At 71.1% G+C, this 16210-nt stretch carries 18 protein-coding genes, 3 tRNA genes and 1 pseudogene; 11 read left to right on the top strand and 11 right to left on the bottom strand.

The genetic code is table 11. The features are described from left to right. Nucleotides 1–266: pseudogene (locus FRW57_RS06910) on the bottom strand (MmgE/PrpD family protein); the annotation flags it as partial. 153 nt (nt 267–419) lie between these two features. Between FRW57_RS06910 and murI the strand changes: the two are divergent. The 5 genes from murI (at nt 420) to FRW57_RS06935 (ending at nt 5049) form a co-directional block, all read left to right on the top strand. Beyond that, the gene (gene murI, locus FRW57_RS06915; protein ID WP_137122358.1) at nt 420–1235 is read left to right on the top strand and encodes a glutamate racemase; all 816 of its coding nucleotides are present in this window, start codon (nt 420–422) and stop codon (nt 1233–1235) included. Then, complete coding sequence (locus tag FRW57_RS06920; RefSeq protein WP_152185644.1) at nt 1232–2002, top strand: MBL fold metallo-hydrolase; 771 nt, start codon at nt 1232–1234, stop codon at nt 2000–2002. Before murI ends, FRW57_RS06920 begins: the two co-directional genes overlap by 4 nt. Nucleotides 2003–2035: 33 nt before the next feature. After that, the gene (rph, locus tag FRW57_RS06925) at nt 2036–2770 is read left to right on the top strand and encodes a ribonuclease PH (protein WP_137122356.1); all 735 of its coding nucleotides are present in this window, start codon (nt 2036–2038) and stop codon (nt 2768–2770) included. Next, a complete protein-coding gene (gene rdgB / locus FRW57_RS06930; RefSeq protein ID WP_152185645.1) occupies nt 2767–3408 on the top strand; it encodes an RdgB/HAM1 family non-canonical purine NTP pyrophosphatase in 642 nt (213 codons plus the stop codon). Before rph ends, rdgB begins: the two co-directional genes overlap by 4 nt. A 90-nt stretch (nt 3409–3498) precedes the next feature. Further along, nucleotides 3499–5049: a molybdopterin-dependent oxidoreductase gene (locus FRW57_RS06935; RefSeq protein ID WP_152185646.1), complete on the top strand. Its 1551-nt coding sequence runs from the start codon at nt 3499–3501 to the stop codon at nt 5047–5049. A gap of 41 nt (nt 5050–5090) precedes the next feature. Here the strand turns inward: FRW57_RS06935 and arfB are convergent, their stop codons facing one another. From arfB to bcp, 3 genes are all read right to left on the bottom strand, one after another. Further along, nucleotides 5091–5573: an alternative ribosome rescue aminoacyl-tRNA hydrolase ArfB gene (gene arfB / locus FRW57_RS06940; RefSeq protein ID WP_152185647.1), complete on the bottom strand. Its 483-nt coding sequence runs from the start codon at nt 5571–5573 to the stop codon at nt 5091–5093. 21 nt (nt 5574–5594) lie between these two features. Continuing rightward, nucleotides 5595–5676 (bottom strand) — tRNA-Leu (locus tag FRW57_RS06945). A 108-nt stretch (nt 5677–5784) separates the two neighbouring features. Then, nucleotides 5785–6255, bottom strand: a complete 471-nt coding sequence (gene bcp / locus FRW57_RS06950; RefSeq protein WP_137122352.1) for a thioredoxin-dependent thiol peroxidase — start codon at nt 6253–6255, stop codon at nt 5785–5787. 101 nt (nt 6256–6356) lie between these two features. Here bcp and FRW57_RS06955 point away from each other — a divergent pair, with 101 nt between their 5' ends. Together FRW57_RS06955 and FRW57_RS06960 are read left to right on the top strand one after the other, a co-directional pair. Beyond that, nucleotides 6357–6635, top strand: coding sequence for a DUF3618 domain-containing protein (locus FRW57_RS06955; protein WP_137122351.1), 279 nt, complete (start codon nt 6357–6359; stop codon nt 6633–6635). A 37-nt stretch (nt 6636–6672) separates the two neighbouring features. Then, complete coding sequence (locus FRW57_RS06960) at nt 6673–6969, top strand: GroES family chaperonin (protein WP_137122372.1); 297 nt, start codon at nt 6673–6675, stop codon at nt 6967–6969. A 108-nt stretch (nt 6970–7077) separates the two neighbouring features. Here the strand turns inward: FRW57_RS06960 and FRW57_RS06965 are convergent, their stop codons facing one another. Both FRW57_RS06965 and tdh read right to left on the bottom strand, forming a co-directional pair. Next, on the bottom strand, nt 7078–8265 hold the full coding sequence (locus FRW57_RS06965; RefSeq protein ID WP_137122350.1) for a glycine C-acetyltransferase: 1188 nt from the start codon (nt 8263–8265) through the stop codon (nt 7078–7080). Nucleotides 8266–8317: 52 nt separating this feature from the next. Beyond that, the gene (gene tdh / locus FRW57_RS06970; RefSeq protein ID WP_152185648.1) at nt 8318–9355 is read right to left on the bottom strand and encodes an L-threonine 3-dehydrogenase; all 1038 of its coding nucleotides are present in this window, start codon (nt 9353–9355) and stop codon (nt 8318–8320) included. 239 nt (nt 9356–9594) lie between these two features. On the opposite strand from tdh, the gene nagA reads away from it, so the two are divergent. Together nagA and FRW57_RS06980 are read left to right on the top strand one after the other, a co-directional pair. Next, nucleotides 9595–10737, top strand: a complete 1143-nt coding sequence (gene nagA / locus FRW57_RS06975) for an N-acetylglucosamine-6-phosphate deacetylase (protein WP_152185649.1) — start codon at nt 9595–9597, stop codon at nt 10735–10737. Between the two features lie 283 nt (nt 10738–11020). Beyond that, nucleotides 11021–11494, top strand: a complete 474-nt coding sequence (locus FRW57_RS06980) for a pyridoxamine 5'-phosphate oxidase family protein (RefSeq protein WP_162308225.1) — start codon at nt 11021–11023, stop codon at nt 11492–11494. 64 nt (nt 11495–11558) lie between these two features. Here FRW57_RS06980 and FRW57_RS06985 read toward each other — a convergent pair. The 4 genes from FRW57_RS06985 to orn all read right to left on the bottom strand — a co-directional run bounded on the left by FRW57_RS06985 (nt 11559) and on the right by orn (nt 13000). Beyond that, a tRNA-Lys gene (locus FRW57_RS06985) sits at nt 11559–11631 on the bottom strand. A gap of 33 nt (nt 11632–11664) precedes the next feature. Further along, on the bottom strand, nt 11665–12105 hold the full coding sequence (locus FRW57_RS06990) for a copper resistance CopC family protein (RefSeq protein ID WP_162529294.1): 441 nt from the start codon (nt 12103–12105) through the stop codon (nt 11665–11667). 89 nt (nt 12106–12194) lie between these two features. Further along, nucleotides 12195–12270, bottom strand: a tRNA-His gene (locus tag FRW57_RS06995). Between the two features lie 94 nt (nt 12271–12364). Further along, nucleotides 12365–13000 (bottom strand): oligoribonuclease, encoded by a 636-nt coding sequence (orn, locus tag FRW57_RS07000; RefSeq protein WP_274381604.1) that lies wholly within the window; start codon nt 12998–13000, stop codon nt 12365–12367. A gap of 40 nt (nt 13001–13040) precedes the next feature. On the opposite strand from orn, the gene FRW57_RS07005 reads away from it, so the two are divergent. Beyond that, the gene (locus FRW57_RS07005; protein ID WP_162308223.1) at nt 13041–14213 is read left to right on the top strand and encodes a PrsW family intramembrane metalloprotease; all 1173 of its coding nucleotides are present in this window, start codon (nt 13041–13043) and stop codon (nt 14211–14213) included. A gap of 22 nt (nt 14214–14235) precedes the next feature. Here the strand turns inward: FRW57_RS07005 and FRW57_RS07010 are convergent, their stop codons facing one another. Next, nucleotides 14236–14904, bottom strand: coding sequence for a FadR/GntR family transcriptional regulator (locus FRW57_RS07010; RefSeq protein WP_152185651.1), 669 nt, complete (start codon nt 14902–14904; stop codon nt 14236–14238). Between the two features lie 104 nt (nt 14905–15008). On the opposite strand from FRW57_RS07010, the gene FRW57_RS07015 reads away from it, so the two are divergent. Next, a partial coding sequence (locus tag FRW57_RS07015; RefSeq protein ID WP_203230237.1) for an MFS transporter occupies nt 15009–16210 on the top strand: 1202 nt, incomplete at its 3' end.

Consider the following 16210-nt stretch of genomic DNA (forward strand, 5'->3'; position numbering starts at 1 on the left):
GGCGGCACGCCGACCACGGTCGCGCCGGCGCCGCCGGTCGACGGCGGATGCGCCAGGGCCTGCGCCCGCGCGGCCGCCGGGGCCGCGCGCAGCAGGGAGGCCGCCGCGACTGCCGCGTTGTCGATGACCCGGTTGATCACCATCTCGGTGACGTCGCCGTCGACCTCCACTTCGTCAGCGGCGAGCCGTGCGAGCTGCCAGGCGAGCTGGTCCACCCGGGCCAGCTCGTCCCCGCTGCGGTGCGCACGCACGTGGTGGATCTGCATCAGATCAGGACCTTTCGACTCGCTCCCAGCACCCCACGGGGCGCCGGGTGAGCGCCTCCACCACCACATTACGCGTGGCCCGACGTGCCGGTGTGACGCACTCGACGCGTTCAGGATTCGGGCTCGGTCGCAAGGGGGCCGTACCCTCAGGTCGTGGTTGACGCACCCATCGGCATCTTCGACTCCGGCTTCGGCGGCCTGACCGTCGCCCGTGCCGTGCTCGACCAGCTGCCGCAGGAGTCGGTCGTCTACGTGGGAGACACCCAGCGCGCGCCCTACGGCCCCCGCCCCATCGCCGAGGTCCGCCAGTTCGCCCTCGAGTGCCTGGACCGCCTCGTCGACCACGGCGTCAAGATTCTCGTCATCGCCTGCAACTCCGCGTCGGCAGCCATGCTGCACGACGCCCGGGAGCGGTATGACGTGCCGGTCGTCGAGGTCATCCGGCCGGCGGTCCGCCGGGCCGTCGCGGCGACGAGCAACGACCGGGTCGGCGTGATCTCGACGCGGGCGACCCACCGCAGCCACGCCTACATCGACTCCTTCGCCGCGGCACCCCAGATCACCGTGACCAGCGCGCCGTGTCCCCGGTTCGTCGAGTTCGTCGAGTCCGGAGTCACCAGTGGCAAGGAGCTGATCGAGGTCAGCCGCGCCTATCTGCAGCCGCTGAAGGATGCCGATGTGGACACCCTCATCCTGGGCTGCACGCACTACCCCCTCCTCGCAGGGGTCATCTCCTACGTCATGGGCGAGGACGTCACGCTGGTGTCGTCGGCGGAGGAGACCGCCAAGGACGTCTACCGGGTCCTCGCCGACGCCGACTCCCTGCGCGCCGACGGGCTGCCCGCACCGGAGCACCAGTTCCTGACCACAGGGGAGCCGGACGCCTTCGAATACCTCGCCCGCCGCTTCCTCGGGCCGGAGGTCGGCAGAGTCGGGCGGGTCGGCGGCCTGCCGGTGCTGGCGACATGAGGCTCACCGCGGTCGGTTGCTCCGGATCCTTCCCGGGGCCGGCCTCGCCGGCGTCCTGTTACCTGGTCCAGACGCAGCACGACGGCCGCACCTGGAGCCTCGTGCTCGACCTCGGCAACGGTGCCCTCGGCGCCCTGCAGCGGCACCTGCCGGTGCGTGCCATCGACGCCGTCGTGCTCAGCCACCTGCATGCCGACCACTGCCTCGACCTCTGCGGCCTCTACGTCGCCCAGAAGTACTGTCCGCACTGCACCGCGCCCCACTCGCGCATCCCGGTCCACGGCCCGGCGGCCACCGCGGCGCGCATGGCAAGTGCCTACGGACTCGGCGAACCCGAGGGCATGACAGGGGAGTTCGACTTCCGCACGATGACCGACCGCGAGCCGTTCGAGGTCGGCCCGTTCACCATCACGCCGTTCCGGGTCAACCACCCGGTCGAGGCGTTCGGGGTGCGGGTCGAGGCCGACGGCAAGGTCCTGGCCTACACCGGCGACACCGACACCTGCGACGCCCTCCTGCCGCTCTGCCGCGACGCAGACCTGGTGCTCGCCGACTCCGCCTTCGTCGAGGGCCGCGACGACGCGAGCGGCATCCACCTGACGGGGCGTCGCGCGGCCCGGGCTGCGGTGGACGCGGGCGGGGTGCGCCGGCTCATGCTCACCCACCTTCCCCCGTGGAACGACCCGGACGTATGCCGTGCCCAGGCCGCGCAGGTCTGGCCCGGCGAGGTGGAGCTCGCGGCGCCGGACACGTCATACCAGCTCTGACCCCCGTCGCGCCGTCGCCCTAACCTTGGACGCATGACTCGACACGACGGCCGCGCGGCCGACCAGCTCCGCGACATCCGCATCACCCGCAACTGGCTCGACCACGCCGAGGGGAGCGTGCTCGTGGAGTTCGGTCGCACCCGTGTGCTGTGTGCCGCCTCGTTCACCGAGGGTGTACCGCGTTGGCGCAAGGGCAGTGGCCAGGGATGGGTGACCGCGGAGTACGCCATGCTGCCCCGCGCCACCAACACCCGATCGGACCGCGAGTCGGTCAAGGGCCGGATCGGCGGCCGCACGCACGAGATCTCCCGGCTCGTCGGGAGGAGCCTGCGCGCGGTCATCGACACCAAGGCACTGGGGGAGAACACGATCGTGCTCGACTGCGACGTGCTGCAGGCCGATGGTGGCACGCGCACCGCCGCCATCACCGGGGCCTATGTCGCCCTCGCCGACGCGATCGAGACCGGGCGCGCCAACGGCGCGATCTCCCAGGCCGCGCAACCGCTGACCGGATCGGTGGCCGCCGTCAGCGTCGGGGTGGTCGCCGGGACGCCGGTGCTCGACCTGGACTACCCCGAGGACTCCACCGCCGACACCGACATGAATGTCGTCATGACCGGCGACGGCAGGTTCGTCGAGGTGCAGGGCACCGCCGAGGCGGAGCCCTTCGATCGCGAGGCCCTGGGCGCGCTGCTCGACCTCGCGGCGACCGGCTGTGCCCGGCTCACGCAGCTGCAGCAGGCATCGCTCGGCGAGGGGCGGTCGTGACCCGCGTCGTCCTGGCGACCCGCAACGCGCACAAGGTCGAGGAGCTCGACGCGATCCTGCGCGACCTCGTCGGGGAGCTCGGTCTCGAGGTAGTGGGCGTGACCGCCTTCCCCGACGTGGAGGACGTCGTCGAGTCGGGCGTCACCTTCGCCGAGAATGCCACCCTCAAGGCCGTGACCGTGGCCCGGGAGACCGGCCTGCCGGCGATCGCCGACGACTCCGGCCTGGCCGTGGACGTGCTCGGCGGTTGCCCAGGGGTCTTCAGCGCGCGGTGGTCGGGCACCTCCGGCGCGGACAAAGACCGCCGCAACAACGAGCTGCTGCTCGCGCAGCTGTCGGACGTGCCGGACGAGCACCGGGCGGCCGGGTTCGTCTGCGCTGCCGCGCTGGCGCTCCCGGACGGCAGCGTGCGCGTGCGCGAGGGCCGGATCCCGGGCCGCCTCGGCCGCGAACCCCGTGGGTCGGGAGGCTTCGGTTACGACCCCTTGCTGATCGTGGACGGCGGTGACCGCACCCTGGCCGAGTTCTCGCCGGAGGAGAAGAACGCGGTCTCCCACCGCGGCAACGCCTTCCGTGCGCTCGCCGAGGACCTGCGCGAACTGTTCGGGGCAGATGCCTCCCGAGAAGGCGGTCGATGAGGGGTCCTCGGCCTCCTGCCGTCGGCTGGACAGTGTGGGTGTGCGCGGCGGCTTGTTCCCGGACGAGCGGGAGCGTGGGATCCTGAGGGGGTGAAGCGCTCCTGGGCACCTGCGCTCGCCGGCTTGGTCGCGGGCGTGGTCACGGTCGGTGCCGCCACCTTGCTGGCGGGGGTGCTGTCGAGACTGGCGACGTCGAGCAGCACCGCCTCGCCGGTGGTGGCCGTCGGCGGCGCGTTCGTGGACCGGACTCCGCCCTGGCTGAAGGACTTCGCCGTCAACGCCTTCGGCACCCGCGACAAGCTGGCCCTCTTCGTCGGCATGGGTCTGGTGCTCGCGATCCTCTGCGGCCTGATCGGATGGTGGGGCGCGCGACGACCGGTCGTGGGACTGGTCGCCTTCGCCCTGCTCGGTGCGGTCGGCGCCGCAGCCGTGCTCAGTCGGCCCGGCTCGGCCGGTGGCGACGTCATCCCGACCGTCGTGGGGACGCTGCTCGGCCTCTGGACACTCAGCACGCTCTGGGGCCGCGCGGGGACGCGCGCCGACGTGGTCTCCCGTGGCGGCGCCGGGCAGTCGCTGCTCGACCGCCGGGGGTTCCTCGCGATGGGAGGCGTGCTGGCGGCGCTGGGCGTGGTGGCGACAGCCGCCGGCCAGCGGTTCGGCGGACGCACCCAGCAGGTCCTCGCCGCCAGGAAGAAGCTCCGCGTCCCGCGCGTCGCACACCCGGTCAGGGTGCCGTCGTCAGCCCAGCTGTCGGTGCCCGGGATCAGTCCGTATGTCGTGTCGGGACAGGACTTCTACCGCATCGACACCGCGCTGGTCGTCCCGCAGGTCGATCCGGCCACGTGGCGGATCCGCGTGCACGGGATGGTGCGCCGGGAGGTCACCCTGACCTGGGACCAGCTGCTCGCCAAGCCGATGCAGCAGCAGCTGACGACCCTCACCTGCGTCTCCAACGAGGTGGGTGGGGACCTGGTCGGCAACGCGGTCTGGACCGGCTGGCCGGTCCGCGAGATCCTGGCCGAAGCCGGGGTCGAGCCAGGCGCGGACATGGTGCTGTCCCGCAGCGAGGACGGGTGGACCGCGGGCACGCCGCTCACCGCGCTCACCGACGACCGCAACGCCCTGCTCGCCGTGGGGATGAACGGCCGGCCGCTGCCGCTCGAGCACGGCTTCCCGGTGCGTCTGGTCGTGCCCGGCCTCTACGGCTACGTCTCGGCCACCAAGTGGGTGGTCGACCTCAAGCTGACGACCTTCGCGCGGGACATGGGCTACTGGACCGACAAGGGCTGGTCGGCCCGTGGCCCGATCAAGACGGCCTCGCGCATCGACGTGCCGCGCAGCGGCGCCACCGTGGACGCCGGCACGGTCGCGGTCGCCGGAGTGGCGTGGGCGCAGCATCGTGGCATCGACAAGGTCGAGGTCCGGGTCGACGACGGGCCCTGGCGGCAGGCCAAGCTCGCGGCCGAGCCGTCGATCGACGCCTGGCGCCAGTGGGTCCTGCCCTGGGAGGCCACCCACGGCAGCCACACACTCTCGGTGCGTGCCACGGACGGCGACGGCAACCTGCAGACCTCGGCGCACGCGATGCCGGCGCCCAACGGGGCCAGCGGCTGGCACACCGTCACCGTCACGGTGCGCTGAACCGTAGCTTCATCGATCCCCGCCGGCGCCGGATCGCCCGGTCACTCGTCCGGTCTGACGCGACCGCGGGCAGCCTTGGTCTGGGAGCGGATCCGCTTGGCCTGCAGGCGTCTTCGTTGCGAACTGCGTGTCGGCCTGGTGGCGCGGCGTGCGGGCGGTGGGGGAGCGAGCGCCTCGCGCAGCAGCGAGGCGAGCCGTTGCCGCGCAGCGACCCGGTTCTGGTGCTGGGAGCGGTGCTCGCTCGCGATGATCAGGACCACACCATCCGGGAAGCGGTCGCCCAGCCTGACCAGGGCGCGGGCCCGTTGCCGGTCGTCGAGTGCGGTGGACTCGCCCACGGCATACCGCAGCTGCACCTTGGTGTCGCTGGTGTTGACCTTCTGGCCGCCGGGTCCGGAGGACCGGGCGAACTGTTCCTCGAGCTCGGTGGCGGGCAGGACGAGCCCGTGGGGCAGGCCCGGGCCGGCGCGGACGGCCAGGTCGTCCCCCGGCCGGCCCACCGCCGTGCGCTTGGCAGGAATCATGATGTCCACCCTCGTCACCCGTGCGGAAGAAGGGACTCGAACCCTCACGCCCGAAGGCACAGGAACCTAAATCCTGCGTGTCTACCAGTTCCACCACTTCCGCGCGGACCCGATGCTACGCAGGTGCGGCGCCTCGCGTGGTGGGCACCCGGCATACCGGCCTCCATCCTCGCCGCTGTCGGCTCCAAGGCCGTATGGCGGCGGCGTCCGCTCAGGCGTCCAGCTTCAGGGCCTTGCGCAGCGAGGCGACGTGGCCGGTCGCCTTGACGTTGTAGCGGGCGAGCTCCACCGTGCCGTCGGTGCCGACGACGATGGTCGAGCGGATGACGCCGGTGACCTTCTTGCCGTAGAGGGTCTTCTCGCCGAAGGCGCCGTAGGAGTTCATCACGGCCTTGTCCGTGTCGGAGAGCAGGGGATAGGTCAGCCCCTCCTTCTCCTCGAACTTCTTCAGCTTCTCCGGCTTGTCCGGGCTGATGCCCACGACGTCGAAGCCTTCGCTCCGCAGCCGGTCCAGGCTGTCGCGGAAGTCGCACGCCTCCTTGGTGCACCCCGGCGTCATCGCCGCCGGGTAGAAGAAGATGATCAGCCGCCGGCCGGCGTAGTCCGACAGCGACACGGCGCGGCCGTCCTGGTCGTTCAGCGTGAAGGCTGGGGCGGGCTGTCCCGTGTCGAGGCGCGGCATGGTTCCTCCATAGGGTGTGGGGCCGGATGGTGTTCTCGCTGCGTGATGACACCGTCTAGTGTGCGTTATGGTCGCACCAGCCTCTTGAAGGGACCCGAGACATGGCCAAGGACAGTGAGCAGGGCACCAGGTCCGTGAGCGAGATCGAGTCCGACATCGCGGCGGCCCGCCAGCGACTGGCGGGCACGGTGGACGAGCTCGCGTTCCGGGCCCAGCCCAAGGAGATCGCGCGGCGGCAGAAGGAGGCCGCACGGCTCAAGCTCGACGAGGCGACCCGTGCGCCGGACGGCGAGCTGCGCACCGAGCGGATCAGCGCCATCCTCGGGGCCGTCTCCGCAGTGCTGGTCGGGATGGGTCTGTTGCGTCGTCGGCGTGGCTGACTCCCGCGGCACGACAGGTGAACGCCTGCCGATCCGGATGCTGCACGACCGGGTGCTGGTCTCCCTCGAGGACGAGGCGGGTGAGCGCCGGTCGGGCGGCGGCATCGTCATACCGGCGACCGCGAGCGTCGGCAAGCGCCTGGCGTGGGCGCAGGTGGTGGCCACCGGCCAGAACGTCCGCCAGGTGCAGGTGGGTGACCGCGTGCTCTTCGACCCCGAGGACCGTGGCGAGGTGGAGCTGCACAGCAAGGAATACGTCCTGCTCCGCGAGCGGGACATCCACGCCGTCGCGGCCCCGCGCGTCGACGACGGCCAGACGGGCCTCTACCTCTGAGGGGATGGTTGCCCCAGACCCTCGGCCTGCCCGGGCCCGGCCTTGGCTCGCCGACTCCGTGCGCAGCGCCGCCGGGGATCAGCCCACCGTGGGCAACGACTCCGGAGGTCAGCCGACCTGGGCCCGCGCGGCAGTGAAGGCCTCCACACACCTGCGCACGTCGTCCTCGCTGTGGGCCGCCGACATCTGCACCCGGATGCGGGCCTTCCCGACCGGGACGACGGGGAACGAGAACGCGATCACGTAGACGCCGTGCTCGAGCATGGCGTCGGCGATCGCGGCGGCCTTGCGGGCACCGTCCTCGCCGGCGAACATCACCGGGATGATCGCGTGGGTGCCCGGCAGCAGCTCGAACCCGGCCTCCGTCATGAGCGTGCGGAAGAGCTCGGCGTTGCGCCGCAGTGCTTCTCGGCCCTCGTCCGAGGTGCGTGCCAGCTCGATCGCCTTGATCGAGCCCGCGGCCACGGTCGGGGCGACGGCGTTGGAGAACAGGTAGGGGCGCGAACGCTGGCGCAGCAGGTCGACGATCTCCTGGTGCGCTGCGACGTAGCCGCCCGATGCGCCGCCGAGGGCCTTGCCGAGGGTGCCGGTGAGGATGTCCACCCGGTCCATGACAGCGAAGTGCTCCGGCGTGCCGCGGCCGCCTTCGCCGACGAAGCCGACGGCGTGCGAATCGTCGACGAGCACCATGGCGCCGAATTCGTCGGCCAGGTCACAGATCTCATCCAGCGGTGCGAAGTAGCCGTCCATCGAGAAGACGCCGTCGGTGACGATGAGCTTGCGCCGCGCGTCGGAGGCGGACTCGAGCTGGGCCCGCAGGTCCGCCATGTCGGCGTTCTTGTAGCGGAGCCGGCGGGCCTTGCACAGCCGGATGCCGTCGATCAGCGAGGCGTGGTTGAGCTCGTCGGAGATGACCACGTCGTCGGCGCCGAGCAGCACCTCGAAGACGCCACCGTTGGCGTCGAAGCAGGACGAGTAGAGGATCGTGTCGTCGGTGCCGAGGAAGTCCGAGATCGCGGACTCGAGCTGCTTGTGCAGTTCCTGCGTCCCGCAGATGAAGCGGACGGACGCCATCCCGAAGCCCCAGTCGTCAAGCGCCGCAGCAGCGGCCGCCTTGACGTCGGGGTTGTCGGCGAGACCGAGGTAGTTGTTGGCACAGAAGTTGAGTGCGTCCGCCTTGGCCGTGGTGATGTGCGCCGACTGTGGCGAGGTCAGCCGCCGCTCGTCCTTGAACAGGCCCGCGTCGCGGATCTCCTGCAAAGTGGTGCCGATCTCGTCCTTCACTGATCCATACATCGGTGCCCTTTCGTCGTCGCTCTGGTCGTATGCCGGGTGCGTGCCGAGGTGGTCAGCTCCAGTCGAGGACGACCTTGCCACACCGCCCGGAACGGGCCGCGTCGAAACCGTCCTGCCACTGCTCGGCGGGGAAGCGGTGGGTGATGACCGACGCGACGGCCTCACGCAGCCGATCCGAGGTCTGCAGCATCGAGCTCATGGCATACCACGTGTCATACATCTGCCGGCCGTAGATGCCCTTGATGGTGATCATGTGGGTGATGACGCGGCCCCAGTCGATGGGGAAGGGGTCCTTCGGCAGGCCGAGCATGGCGATCCGTCCGCCGTGGTTCATGTTGGCCAGCATCTCCTCGACGGCCGACGGGTTGCCGGACATCTCGAGGCCGATGTCGAAGCCCTCGCGCATGCCGAGCTCACGCTGGGCCTCGGCCACCCGGCGCTCGGCGACGTTGACCACGAGGTCGGCGCCGGCGCCGCGGGCGAGGTCGAGACGGTAGTCGCTGACGTCGGTGACGACGACCTTGCGGGCGCCGACGTGCCGGGCCACGGCCGCGGACATCACCCCGATCGGGCCGGCGCCGGTGACGAGCACGTCCTCGCCGGCGAGGGGAAAGCTCAAGGTGGTGTGGACCGCGTTGCCGAGCGGGTCGAAGACGGCCCCCAGGTCCGGGTCGAGGTCGTCGGGCTGGACCCACACGTTGCTCGCGGGGATCACGACGAAGTCGGCGAAGGCACCGTCCCGGTTGACGCCGACGCTATTGGTGCGGATGCACAGGTGGCGGCGCCCGGCCCGGCAGTTGCGACAGGTGCCGCAGACCACGTGTCCCTCGCCGGAGGCCTTCTGACCGACCTGCACCGAGTCGACGTCCGCCGCCACCTCGACGACCTCGCCGAAGAACTCGTGGCCCAGGACCAGTGGCGGGCGCACGGTGGAGGCGGCCCAGTCGTCCCACTGGTCCAGGTGCAGGTCGGTGCCGCACAGGCCCGCCCGAAGCACCCGGATCTTGACCTCGCCGGGGCCCACCTTCGGCTCGGGCCGATCCACCAGCTCCAGGCCGGGGCCGGCCTCGGGCTTCACGAGTGCTCGCATCGGCGCTTCCTCCAGGGACGAGTGGTCGGGTCGATCGGGTCGATCGGAATGCAGGGATCACGCTACCGTCGCGTGCTGCGCCGGCTCAGGTGGCGTGGCCCCGGTCGAAATAGACGACCGCGCTGTCGGAGGGCCTGGTGGTCACGGATGCCGGTGAGGGACCGCGGGCGCCGCTCGGCGAGAATGGCGCCACGCGCCGGGGCGCGGACCGATGGTACGAACCTGCTGGAGGCAGACCGATGACGCTCGCGCTGACCAACGCCCGAATCGTTCTGCCCGAGGACGTCGTGGACTCGGTTGCGCTGCGGGTCGACGGCGACCGGATCGTCGAGGTGGCCGACCGTCCGGCACCGGGCGACACGGAATTGGACCTCGGCGGCCGGTGGCTCGTCCCGGGGTTCGTCGACACCCACGTCCACGGTGGTGGCGGCGAGAGCTTCCAGTCCGGTGAGCCCGAAGCGGTCCGCCGAGCCGTGGCCCACCACCGGTTGCGGGGGAGCACCACGGTGGTCGCGAGCCTGGTGTCCCGCCCCGTTGGCGAGATGGTCGAATCTGTCGCTCGGCTGCGCGAACTCGTGACCGACGGTGTCGTCGCCGGTGTGCACCTCGAGGGACCGTTCCTGTCCGAGGGCCGCTGTGGTGCCCACGACCCGGCGCTGCTGCGTGACCCGGACCCCGAGCTGGTGCGGCAGCTGCTCGACGCGGGGCGGGGCGCAGTGCGGATGGTGACGATCGCGCCTGAGCGCGCAGGTGGGATCGCTGCGGTCCGCGCCGTCATCGCAGCCGGCGCGGTGGCAGCTGTCGGCCACACCGACGCGACGTATGCCGTGGCGCGCGAAGCAATCGGTGCGGGCGCCACCGTCGCCACGCACCTGTTCAACGCAATGGCTCCCTTGCACCATCGGGAACCGGGCCCGGTCCTTGCCCTGCTCGACGACGAGCGGGTGACCGTCGAGCTGATCCACGACCACGAACACCTGCATCCCTCAGTCGTGCGGCATGTCTTCGCCGTGGCGGGTGGCCGCACCTCCCTGGTCAGCGACGCCATCTCCGCGGCAGGTCTCAGCGACGGCGACTACCTGCTCGGAGGCCTCGGCGTCGTGGTCCGTGACGGAGCCGCGCGGCTCGCCGAGGGTGGCGCGCTCGCCGGCAGTACGGTCGATGTGCACCGTGCGTTCGTCAATGCCGTGCGTGACGGCATCGCCATTGCGGACGCGGTCGCCTCGGCCGCGTCCACGCCCGCACGCGCACTCGGACTGGACCACGTCGGCTGTCTCACGCCGGGATTCGCAGCCGACGTGCTCGTTCTCGATGACGACCTCGAGATCGTGGCGGTGATGAAGGACGGCGGCTGGTTGGGGGACGCCCCGCAGCGCTTCTAGGCCGGCACAGGGAGGAAGAGCCTCCGGATCGGTGATCCCGCTCGCGGGTGGCGGAGGCCCCGGCCACCGGGCTCGGCGCGCTGGAGGCGGAGACTTTTCCCCTTAGGACGCGACCGGTGAGCATCCGCTGCTGACACGGTCCCGAGGGAGCGGGCGGTGGCACCCCAGGATTCGACCATCCGGGACTTTGGGCCCTGACCACCCCGTGGCCGTGGGGAGATGGTGGGTCTGAGGCATCAGGAGCCCATCCCTTCGGTGGTTCCGTCCAATGAAGGAGCAGGTCATGACAACCTACGGCGACTCACAGGTTCCGTCGCTCGGGACGGACCATCGCGGTTCAACCGTGTTGTCGTTCGACGAATGCTTGCGACGTCTCCGCGAGGTTCCCGTCGGCCGGCTGGGACTTCGTAGCGGCGGTGACATCGTGATGCTGCCGGTCAACCACTTCGTCAGCGGGACGACCGTCTCCTTCCGTACGGACTGGGGCTCCAAGCTCGAGGCCCTTCCGAACGGAGCTCCGGTGTCCTTCGAAGCGGATGACTTCGACGAAGCGTCCCGGACCGGATGGAGCGTGCTGGTGAAGGGCGTCGTCGAGTGGATCGAGGATGGCACGGAGTCGGAGGCGCTGGATCGGACGGCGCCTGTCAGTTGGCTTCCAGCAACCGCAGACGCGGTCTGGGTCAGGATCTGGCCGGAAGAGGTGACCGGCCGGGAACTGACGCCACCGTCTCGGGCCGTGACCCCTCCGCTGAGGTGACGTATGAGGCGACCGACACCGAACGCGGACGGTCAACGCGTAACAGGCGTTCCTCGTGATGGAGTGCGCCGTCAGGGACTCGAACCCCGAACCCGCTGATTAAGAGTCAGCTGCTCTGCCAATTGAGCTAACGGCGCGCGAGGCGAAACATTAGCAGGATCGGGCCCCGGTTAAGAAATCGAGGGGTGTGCGCGAACCGTGGATGTCGGGAGCAGGCTGAAGGTGGACCGTCCGGACGCCGCCTGCCCGCCGCCGACGACGCGGTAGGTGACGGTGTAGGTGCCGCCGCCCAGGTGGCGCCGCAGCGGGAGCACGACCCGGCGGCCCTCGACCGACGCCGACCCGCTTGCGACACCCGCCCCCGTGCTGTCGGTCACGGTCACGACCGTCGCGGACGCGACCACGTCCTCGTTGAAGATCAGCACGGCGGTCTGCGGCTCTGCCGTGAGCACAGCACTGGCCGCGGGGGTGAGGCGCACCAGCCGAGGGTGTGCCGAGGCGGACTCGGCCGAGTAGACCATCACCGCCGCGAGAGCGAGCAGCACGAGTGCGGCGAACCGCAGCGCGGTGCGGGTGGTGTCCAGGGGCAGGGGGCGAAGGTCCGCAGACATGACCATGAGTGTCCCGATCGCGGATGTGAGGACGCTGAGAGCGCCCGCGCGCGACGAAGGGGCCCGGTGCTCCCGGGCCCCTCGTTGAGTGGGGTGAGTGACGGGACTTGAACCCGCGACATCCGCGACCACAACGCGGCGCTCTACCAGCTGAGCTACACCCACCATGAATGACGCGCCCCGGCCGGGATGGCCTGCGCGGGACGCGGTCAGCGGCGACCATGCTACCCGGTCGCGGGCCGTGGACCGAACCGGGGCGTCAGGCCTCCACCGGGCCGATCTCGTGACGGTCGCGGATCACCTTGGCGGTGTCGGAGTCCGGGCCCGGCGGCGGCACGAAGACGGCCTCCCGGTAGTAGCGCAGCTCGGCGATGCTCTCCCGGATGTCGGCCAGGGCTCGGTGCCCGCCGGCCTTGCGCGGGGCGGCGAAGTAGGCGCGGGGATACCAGCGCCGGGCCAACTCCTTGATCGAGGAGACGTCGATGATCCGGTAGTGCAGGTAGGACTCGAGCTCGGGCATGTCCCTGGCCAGGAAGCCCCGGTCGGTACCGACGGTGTTGCCGCCGAGCACCGCCTTGCCCGGCTCGGTGACCCACTCGCGGACGTAGTCGAGCACCTGCGCCTCCGCGTCGGCCATGGAGATGCCCTGCTCGAGCTCGGCCAGCAGGCCGCTGTTCGTGTGCATCTCACGGACGAAGTCACCCATCTGCTCGAGGGCCTCGGCGGGCGGCTTGATGATCAGGTCCACGCCGTCGCCGAGCTGGACCAGCTCGTAGTCGGTCACCAGCGCCGCCACCTCGATGAGGGCGTCGGCGCCCAGGTCCAGCCCGGTCATCTCGCAGTCGATCCAGACGATCCGGTCGGTCAGTGCTCGCTCGTTCACGGTCTCAGCCACGGCAGCCACCTTAGAGCCACGTCGGCTACTCTGCGGCCCCATGACCTGGTCTGCGCCCGAAGGGCAGGCTCCTGGCCCATCCGCGGGACCGGCCGGCGCACTGACCCGCGGGCGCAGCCAGGTGCTGCGGACCTGGCTGCGCGTGTCGCTCACCGTGATCGGTTTCGGCGTGTGCGCCGCGGTGCTGGTCGCCGCGATCGGTCACGAGGCCGGTGTGACGGCCACCCTTGTCGGCCTGGTTCTCGCGGTGCTGCCGCTCGGTGTGGTCGTGCCGGCGTTCCTCTGGCTCGACCGGTTCGAGCCCGAACCTCCGCGACTGCTGCTGCTGACCTTCCTGTGGGGCGCGCTGGTCGCCAGCACGGTGGCCCTCGTCGTCAACACCTCGACCATGATGCTGCTCTCGCGGGCGGGAGCGGACGCCATGACGATCGGGGCGATCGCGGTCGCGCCGGTGGTCGAGGAAGTCCTCAAGGCCTCCGCGCTCGTGGTCATCCTCCTCCTGCGGCGGCGCGAGGTGGACAGCGTCGTCGACGGCATCGTCTATGCCGGCATCGCGGCCGCCGGCTTCGCCTTCGCGGAGAACATCCTCTACCTCGCTCGTGCCTTCCACGACTACGGCGGCGATGGGCTGGTCTTCACCTTCCTGCTGCGCGGCGTCATGGGGCCCTTCGCCCATCCGCTGTTCACCTGCTGCACCGGCCTGGCCGTCGGCATCGCGGTCACGACACACCGGAAGGTCCTGCGCGTGCTGGTGCCGGCGGCCGGGCTGATCATCGCCATCGCCCTGCACAGCTTCTGGAACCTCACCGCGGCAGCAGGCGCCTCCGGCTACGTGCTCCTGTATGCCGTGCTGCAGGTGCCGGTCTTCCTCGCCTTCGTGACCGCGGCCATCTTGATCCGCCGGCACGAGGGCCGGGTCATCGGGCGACACCTCGTGCCGTATGCCGATCGCGGCTGGCTGAGCCCGGGAGAGGTCACCATGCTGGCGTCGATGCGCGAGCGGCGCCGAGCGCGCACCTGGGCACGGCTGGGGGGAGGCCGGACGGCGCTCACGGCGATGGAGGCCTTCCAGGACACCGCGAGCGAGCTCGCCCTGCTGCGGCGGAGGATCAACCGAGGGAAGGTCGACGCGTCCATGCTCGCGACCGAGCGTCTCCTGCTGGACCGGCTGATGGCGGGCCGCACCGCCTTCCTGGGGCACACGCCATACTGAGTGCCCGAGCGAGTCGCCGCCGCTACCACCGCAACCGGTCGTCGAGGTGGGCTCCCGCGGCGCGCACCGCGGCGTCGGCGTCACGGGCCGTGAGGGCGGTGACGATCGGTCGGTGGTCGACCCACTCCGCCTGGGCGAGGTCGGGCCCGCTCCACCTCGCGAGGGACTCCTCCACGGCTCCCGCCACGTCGTTGTAGAGCTGCACCAGAAGCGGGTTGTGACTCGCGGCCACGAGCAGCGCGTGGAAGGCCGCGTCGTCGGCCGCCCAGCCCGCGGCGTCGTTGCGGTCCCAGGCCGCGTCGCGGCGTTCGAGCGCCTTGGACAGGCGGGTCAGGTCGGCGCGGGTCCGACGCTGTGTGGCGAGTCGTGCCGCTTCGACCTCCAGGGCGCGTCGCACCTCGGTGACGTGACGCACCTCCGAGTCTGCGAGCAGCCGCCGCACCGGGCCGGACACGCTGCTGGTGGAGACCACGAAGGTGCCGGCGCCGTGCCGGACGTCGAGGACCCCCAGGTGGGCCAGCGCCCGCACCGCCTCTCGGACCGTGTTGCGCCCCACGCCGAGCGCAGCAGCGAGGTCGGCCTCCGCAGGGATGCGCTCGCCGACCTCCCACTCGCCGGACTCGATCAGCCTGCTGAGCTGCTCGATGGTCTGCCCGACCAGGCCGCGGCGTTGCGTGGTCTCGAGCGGCATCGGTGTTCCTCCAGACATCCGGTCATCCCATGTCTTGCTACCCTACGTCAGTGCCCGTCCCGACCCCATTGCCTCGTCGCCGTGTCGCCGCCCGGCCTCGGAAAGTGGCCTGGGCCCTGGTCATGACCGTGCTGGTCGCCCTCAACCTGCGCGCTGCGGTCACCAGCCTCGGGCCCGTGCTCCCTCGTGCCAGGACTGAGCTCGGCCTCGGGGCCTCGGCAGCCAGTTTTGCGACGGCCGCCCCGGTGCTCTGTTTCGGCCTCTTCGCCCTCGTCAGCCCCTGGCTCGCCAAACGGCTAGGGCTCGACCGGGCCATGGCGCTGTCGGTGCTCATCCTGGTGGCCGGCCTGTTCGGTCGTCCGGTGGCCGGCGAAGCGGCACTGCTGGTGGGCACGGTGCTGTGCTGCATCGGTATCGCGGTCGCGAACGTGCTGCTGCCCGCCGTGGTCAAGGAACGGGCCCCGAACCGCATCGGCCTGGTCACTGGCGCCTACACCGCCGCGCTGGCCGGCGGGTCCGCCCTGGCGGCTGCGGTCTCGGCGCCCTTGGCCGACAGCTTCGGCGTGCGCATCTCGCTGTGGGCCTGGGCGGCGCCCGCCCTGGTGGCCCTTGTGGTCTGGGTCCCGCACCTGTGGGCCCGTCAGGGGCCCGACGTCGCTCCCTCCGGGGCGCGGTCGGACGTCCCCGAGGCCGGCACGGCGTCGGTCTGGCGCAGCCCGGTCGGCTGGGCCCTGGCCGTCCTGTTCGGCGCGCAGGCCACCACGGCATACGTGACCATGGGCTGGCTCCCCACGTTGCTGCAGCACCGCGGGATCGGCGAGACCCAGGCGGGGCTGCTGCTCGCCGCGTCCATCCTGGTCAGTGTCCCGGTCTCGGCCGTGGTGCCGACGATGGCGGCGCGGCGCTATTCCCAGGTGGGCCTGATCACCGTGCTCACGATGAGCGCCTTCCTGGGCCTGACAGGCCTCACCTTCGCTCCGACGTGGGCCTCCTGGGCGTTTGCCGCCGCACTCGGGATCGGCAACGGCGTCTTCCCGCTGACGCTCACCTTGTTCAACATCCGCGGTCGCAGTCCTTCGGAGACCCAGTCGCTGTCGGCAATGGGGCAGGGCGTGGGCTACCTGCTCGCCGCGGCGGGTCCGTTCGCGTTCGGCGTGGTCGGCTCGATGACCGGCGACTGGCGGTTGCCGATGTTCGGGCTCTTGGTGGTCGTCCTCCTCCAGGTGGCTGCCGGGCGGGTGGCCGGCCGCCCCCGGAGCCGCCCGGCTCCCCCCGGCAACGCAGCCGCGGTGCTCGAGGCGGGGGA

Origin of the sequence: Segeticoccus rhizosphaerae (assembly GCF_009192725.1) — a bacterium.
Lineage (GTDB): Bacteria > Actinomycetota > Actinomycetes > Actinomycetales > Dermatophilaceae > Segeticoccus > Segeticoccus rhizosphaerae.

Excerpts from the sequence above, each read along its gene's own strand:
- FRW57_RS06920 (WP_152185644.1), top strand. The coding sequence starts at position 1,232 with ATGAGGCTCACCGCGGTCGGTTGCTCCGGATCCTTCCCGGGGCCGGCC.
- rph (WP_137122356.1), top strand. The coding sequence starts at position 2,036 with ATGACTCGACACGACGGCCGCGCGGCCGACCAGCTCCGCGACATCCGC.
- arfB (WP_152185647.1), bottom strand. The coding sequence starts at position 5,573 with ATGATTCCTGCCAAGCGCACGGCGGTGGGCCGGCCGGGGGACGACCTG.
- bcp (WP_137122352.1), bottom strand. The coding sequence starts at position 6,255 with ATGCCGCGCCTCGACACGGGACAGCCCGCCCCAGCCTTCACGCTGAAC.
- FRW57_RS06955 (WP_137122351.1), top strand. The coding sequence starts at position 6,357 with ATGGCCAAGGACAGTGAGCAGGGCACCAGGTCCGTGAGCGAGATCGAG.
- FRW57_RS06960 (WP_137122372.1), top strand. The coding sequence starts at position 6,673 with ATGCTGCACGACCGGGTGCTGGTCTCCCTCGAGGACGAGGCGGGTGAG.
- FRW57_RS06965 (WP_137122350.1), bottom strand. The coding sequence starts at position 8,265 with ATGTATGGATCAGTGAAGGACGAGATCGGCACCACTTTGCAGGAGATC.
- tdh (WP_152185648.1), bottom strand. The coding sequence starts at position 9,355 with ATGCGAGCACTCGTGAAGCCCGAGGCCGGCCCCGGCCTGGAGCTGGTG.
- nagA (WP_152185649.1), top strand. The coding sequence starts at position 9,595 with ATGACGCTCGCGCTGACCAACGCCCGAATCGTTCTGCCCGAGGACGTC.
- FRW57_RS06980 (WP_162308225.1), top strand. The coding sequence starts at position 11,021 with ATGACAACCTACGGCGACTCACAGGTTCCGTCGCTCGGGACGGACCAT.
- FRW57_RS06990 (WP_162529294.1), bottom strand. The coding sequence starts at position 12,105 with ATGTCTGCGGACCTTCGCCCCCTGCCCCTGGACACCACCCGCACCGCG.
- FRW57_RS07005 (WP_162308223.1), top strand. The coding sequence starts at position 13,041 with ATGACCTGGTCTGCGCCCGAAGGGCAGGCTCCTGGCCCATCCGCGGGA.
- FRW57_RS07010 (WP_152185651.1), bottom strand. The coding sequence starts at position 14,904 with ATGCCGCTCGAGACCACGCAACGCCGCGGCCTGGTCGGGCAGACCATC.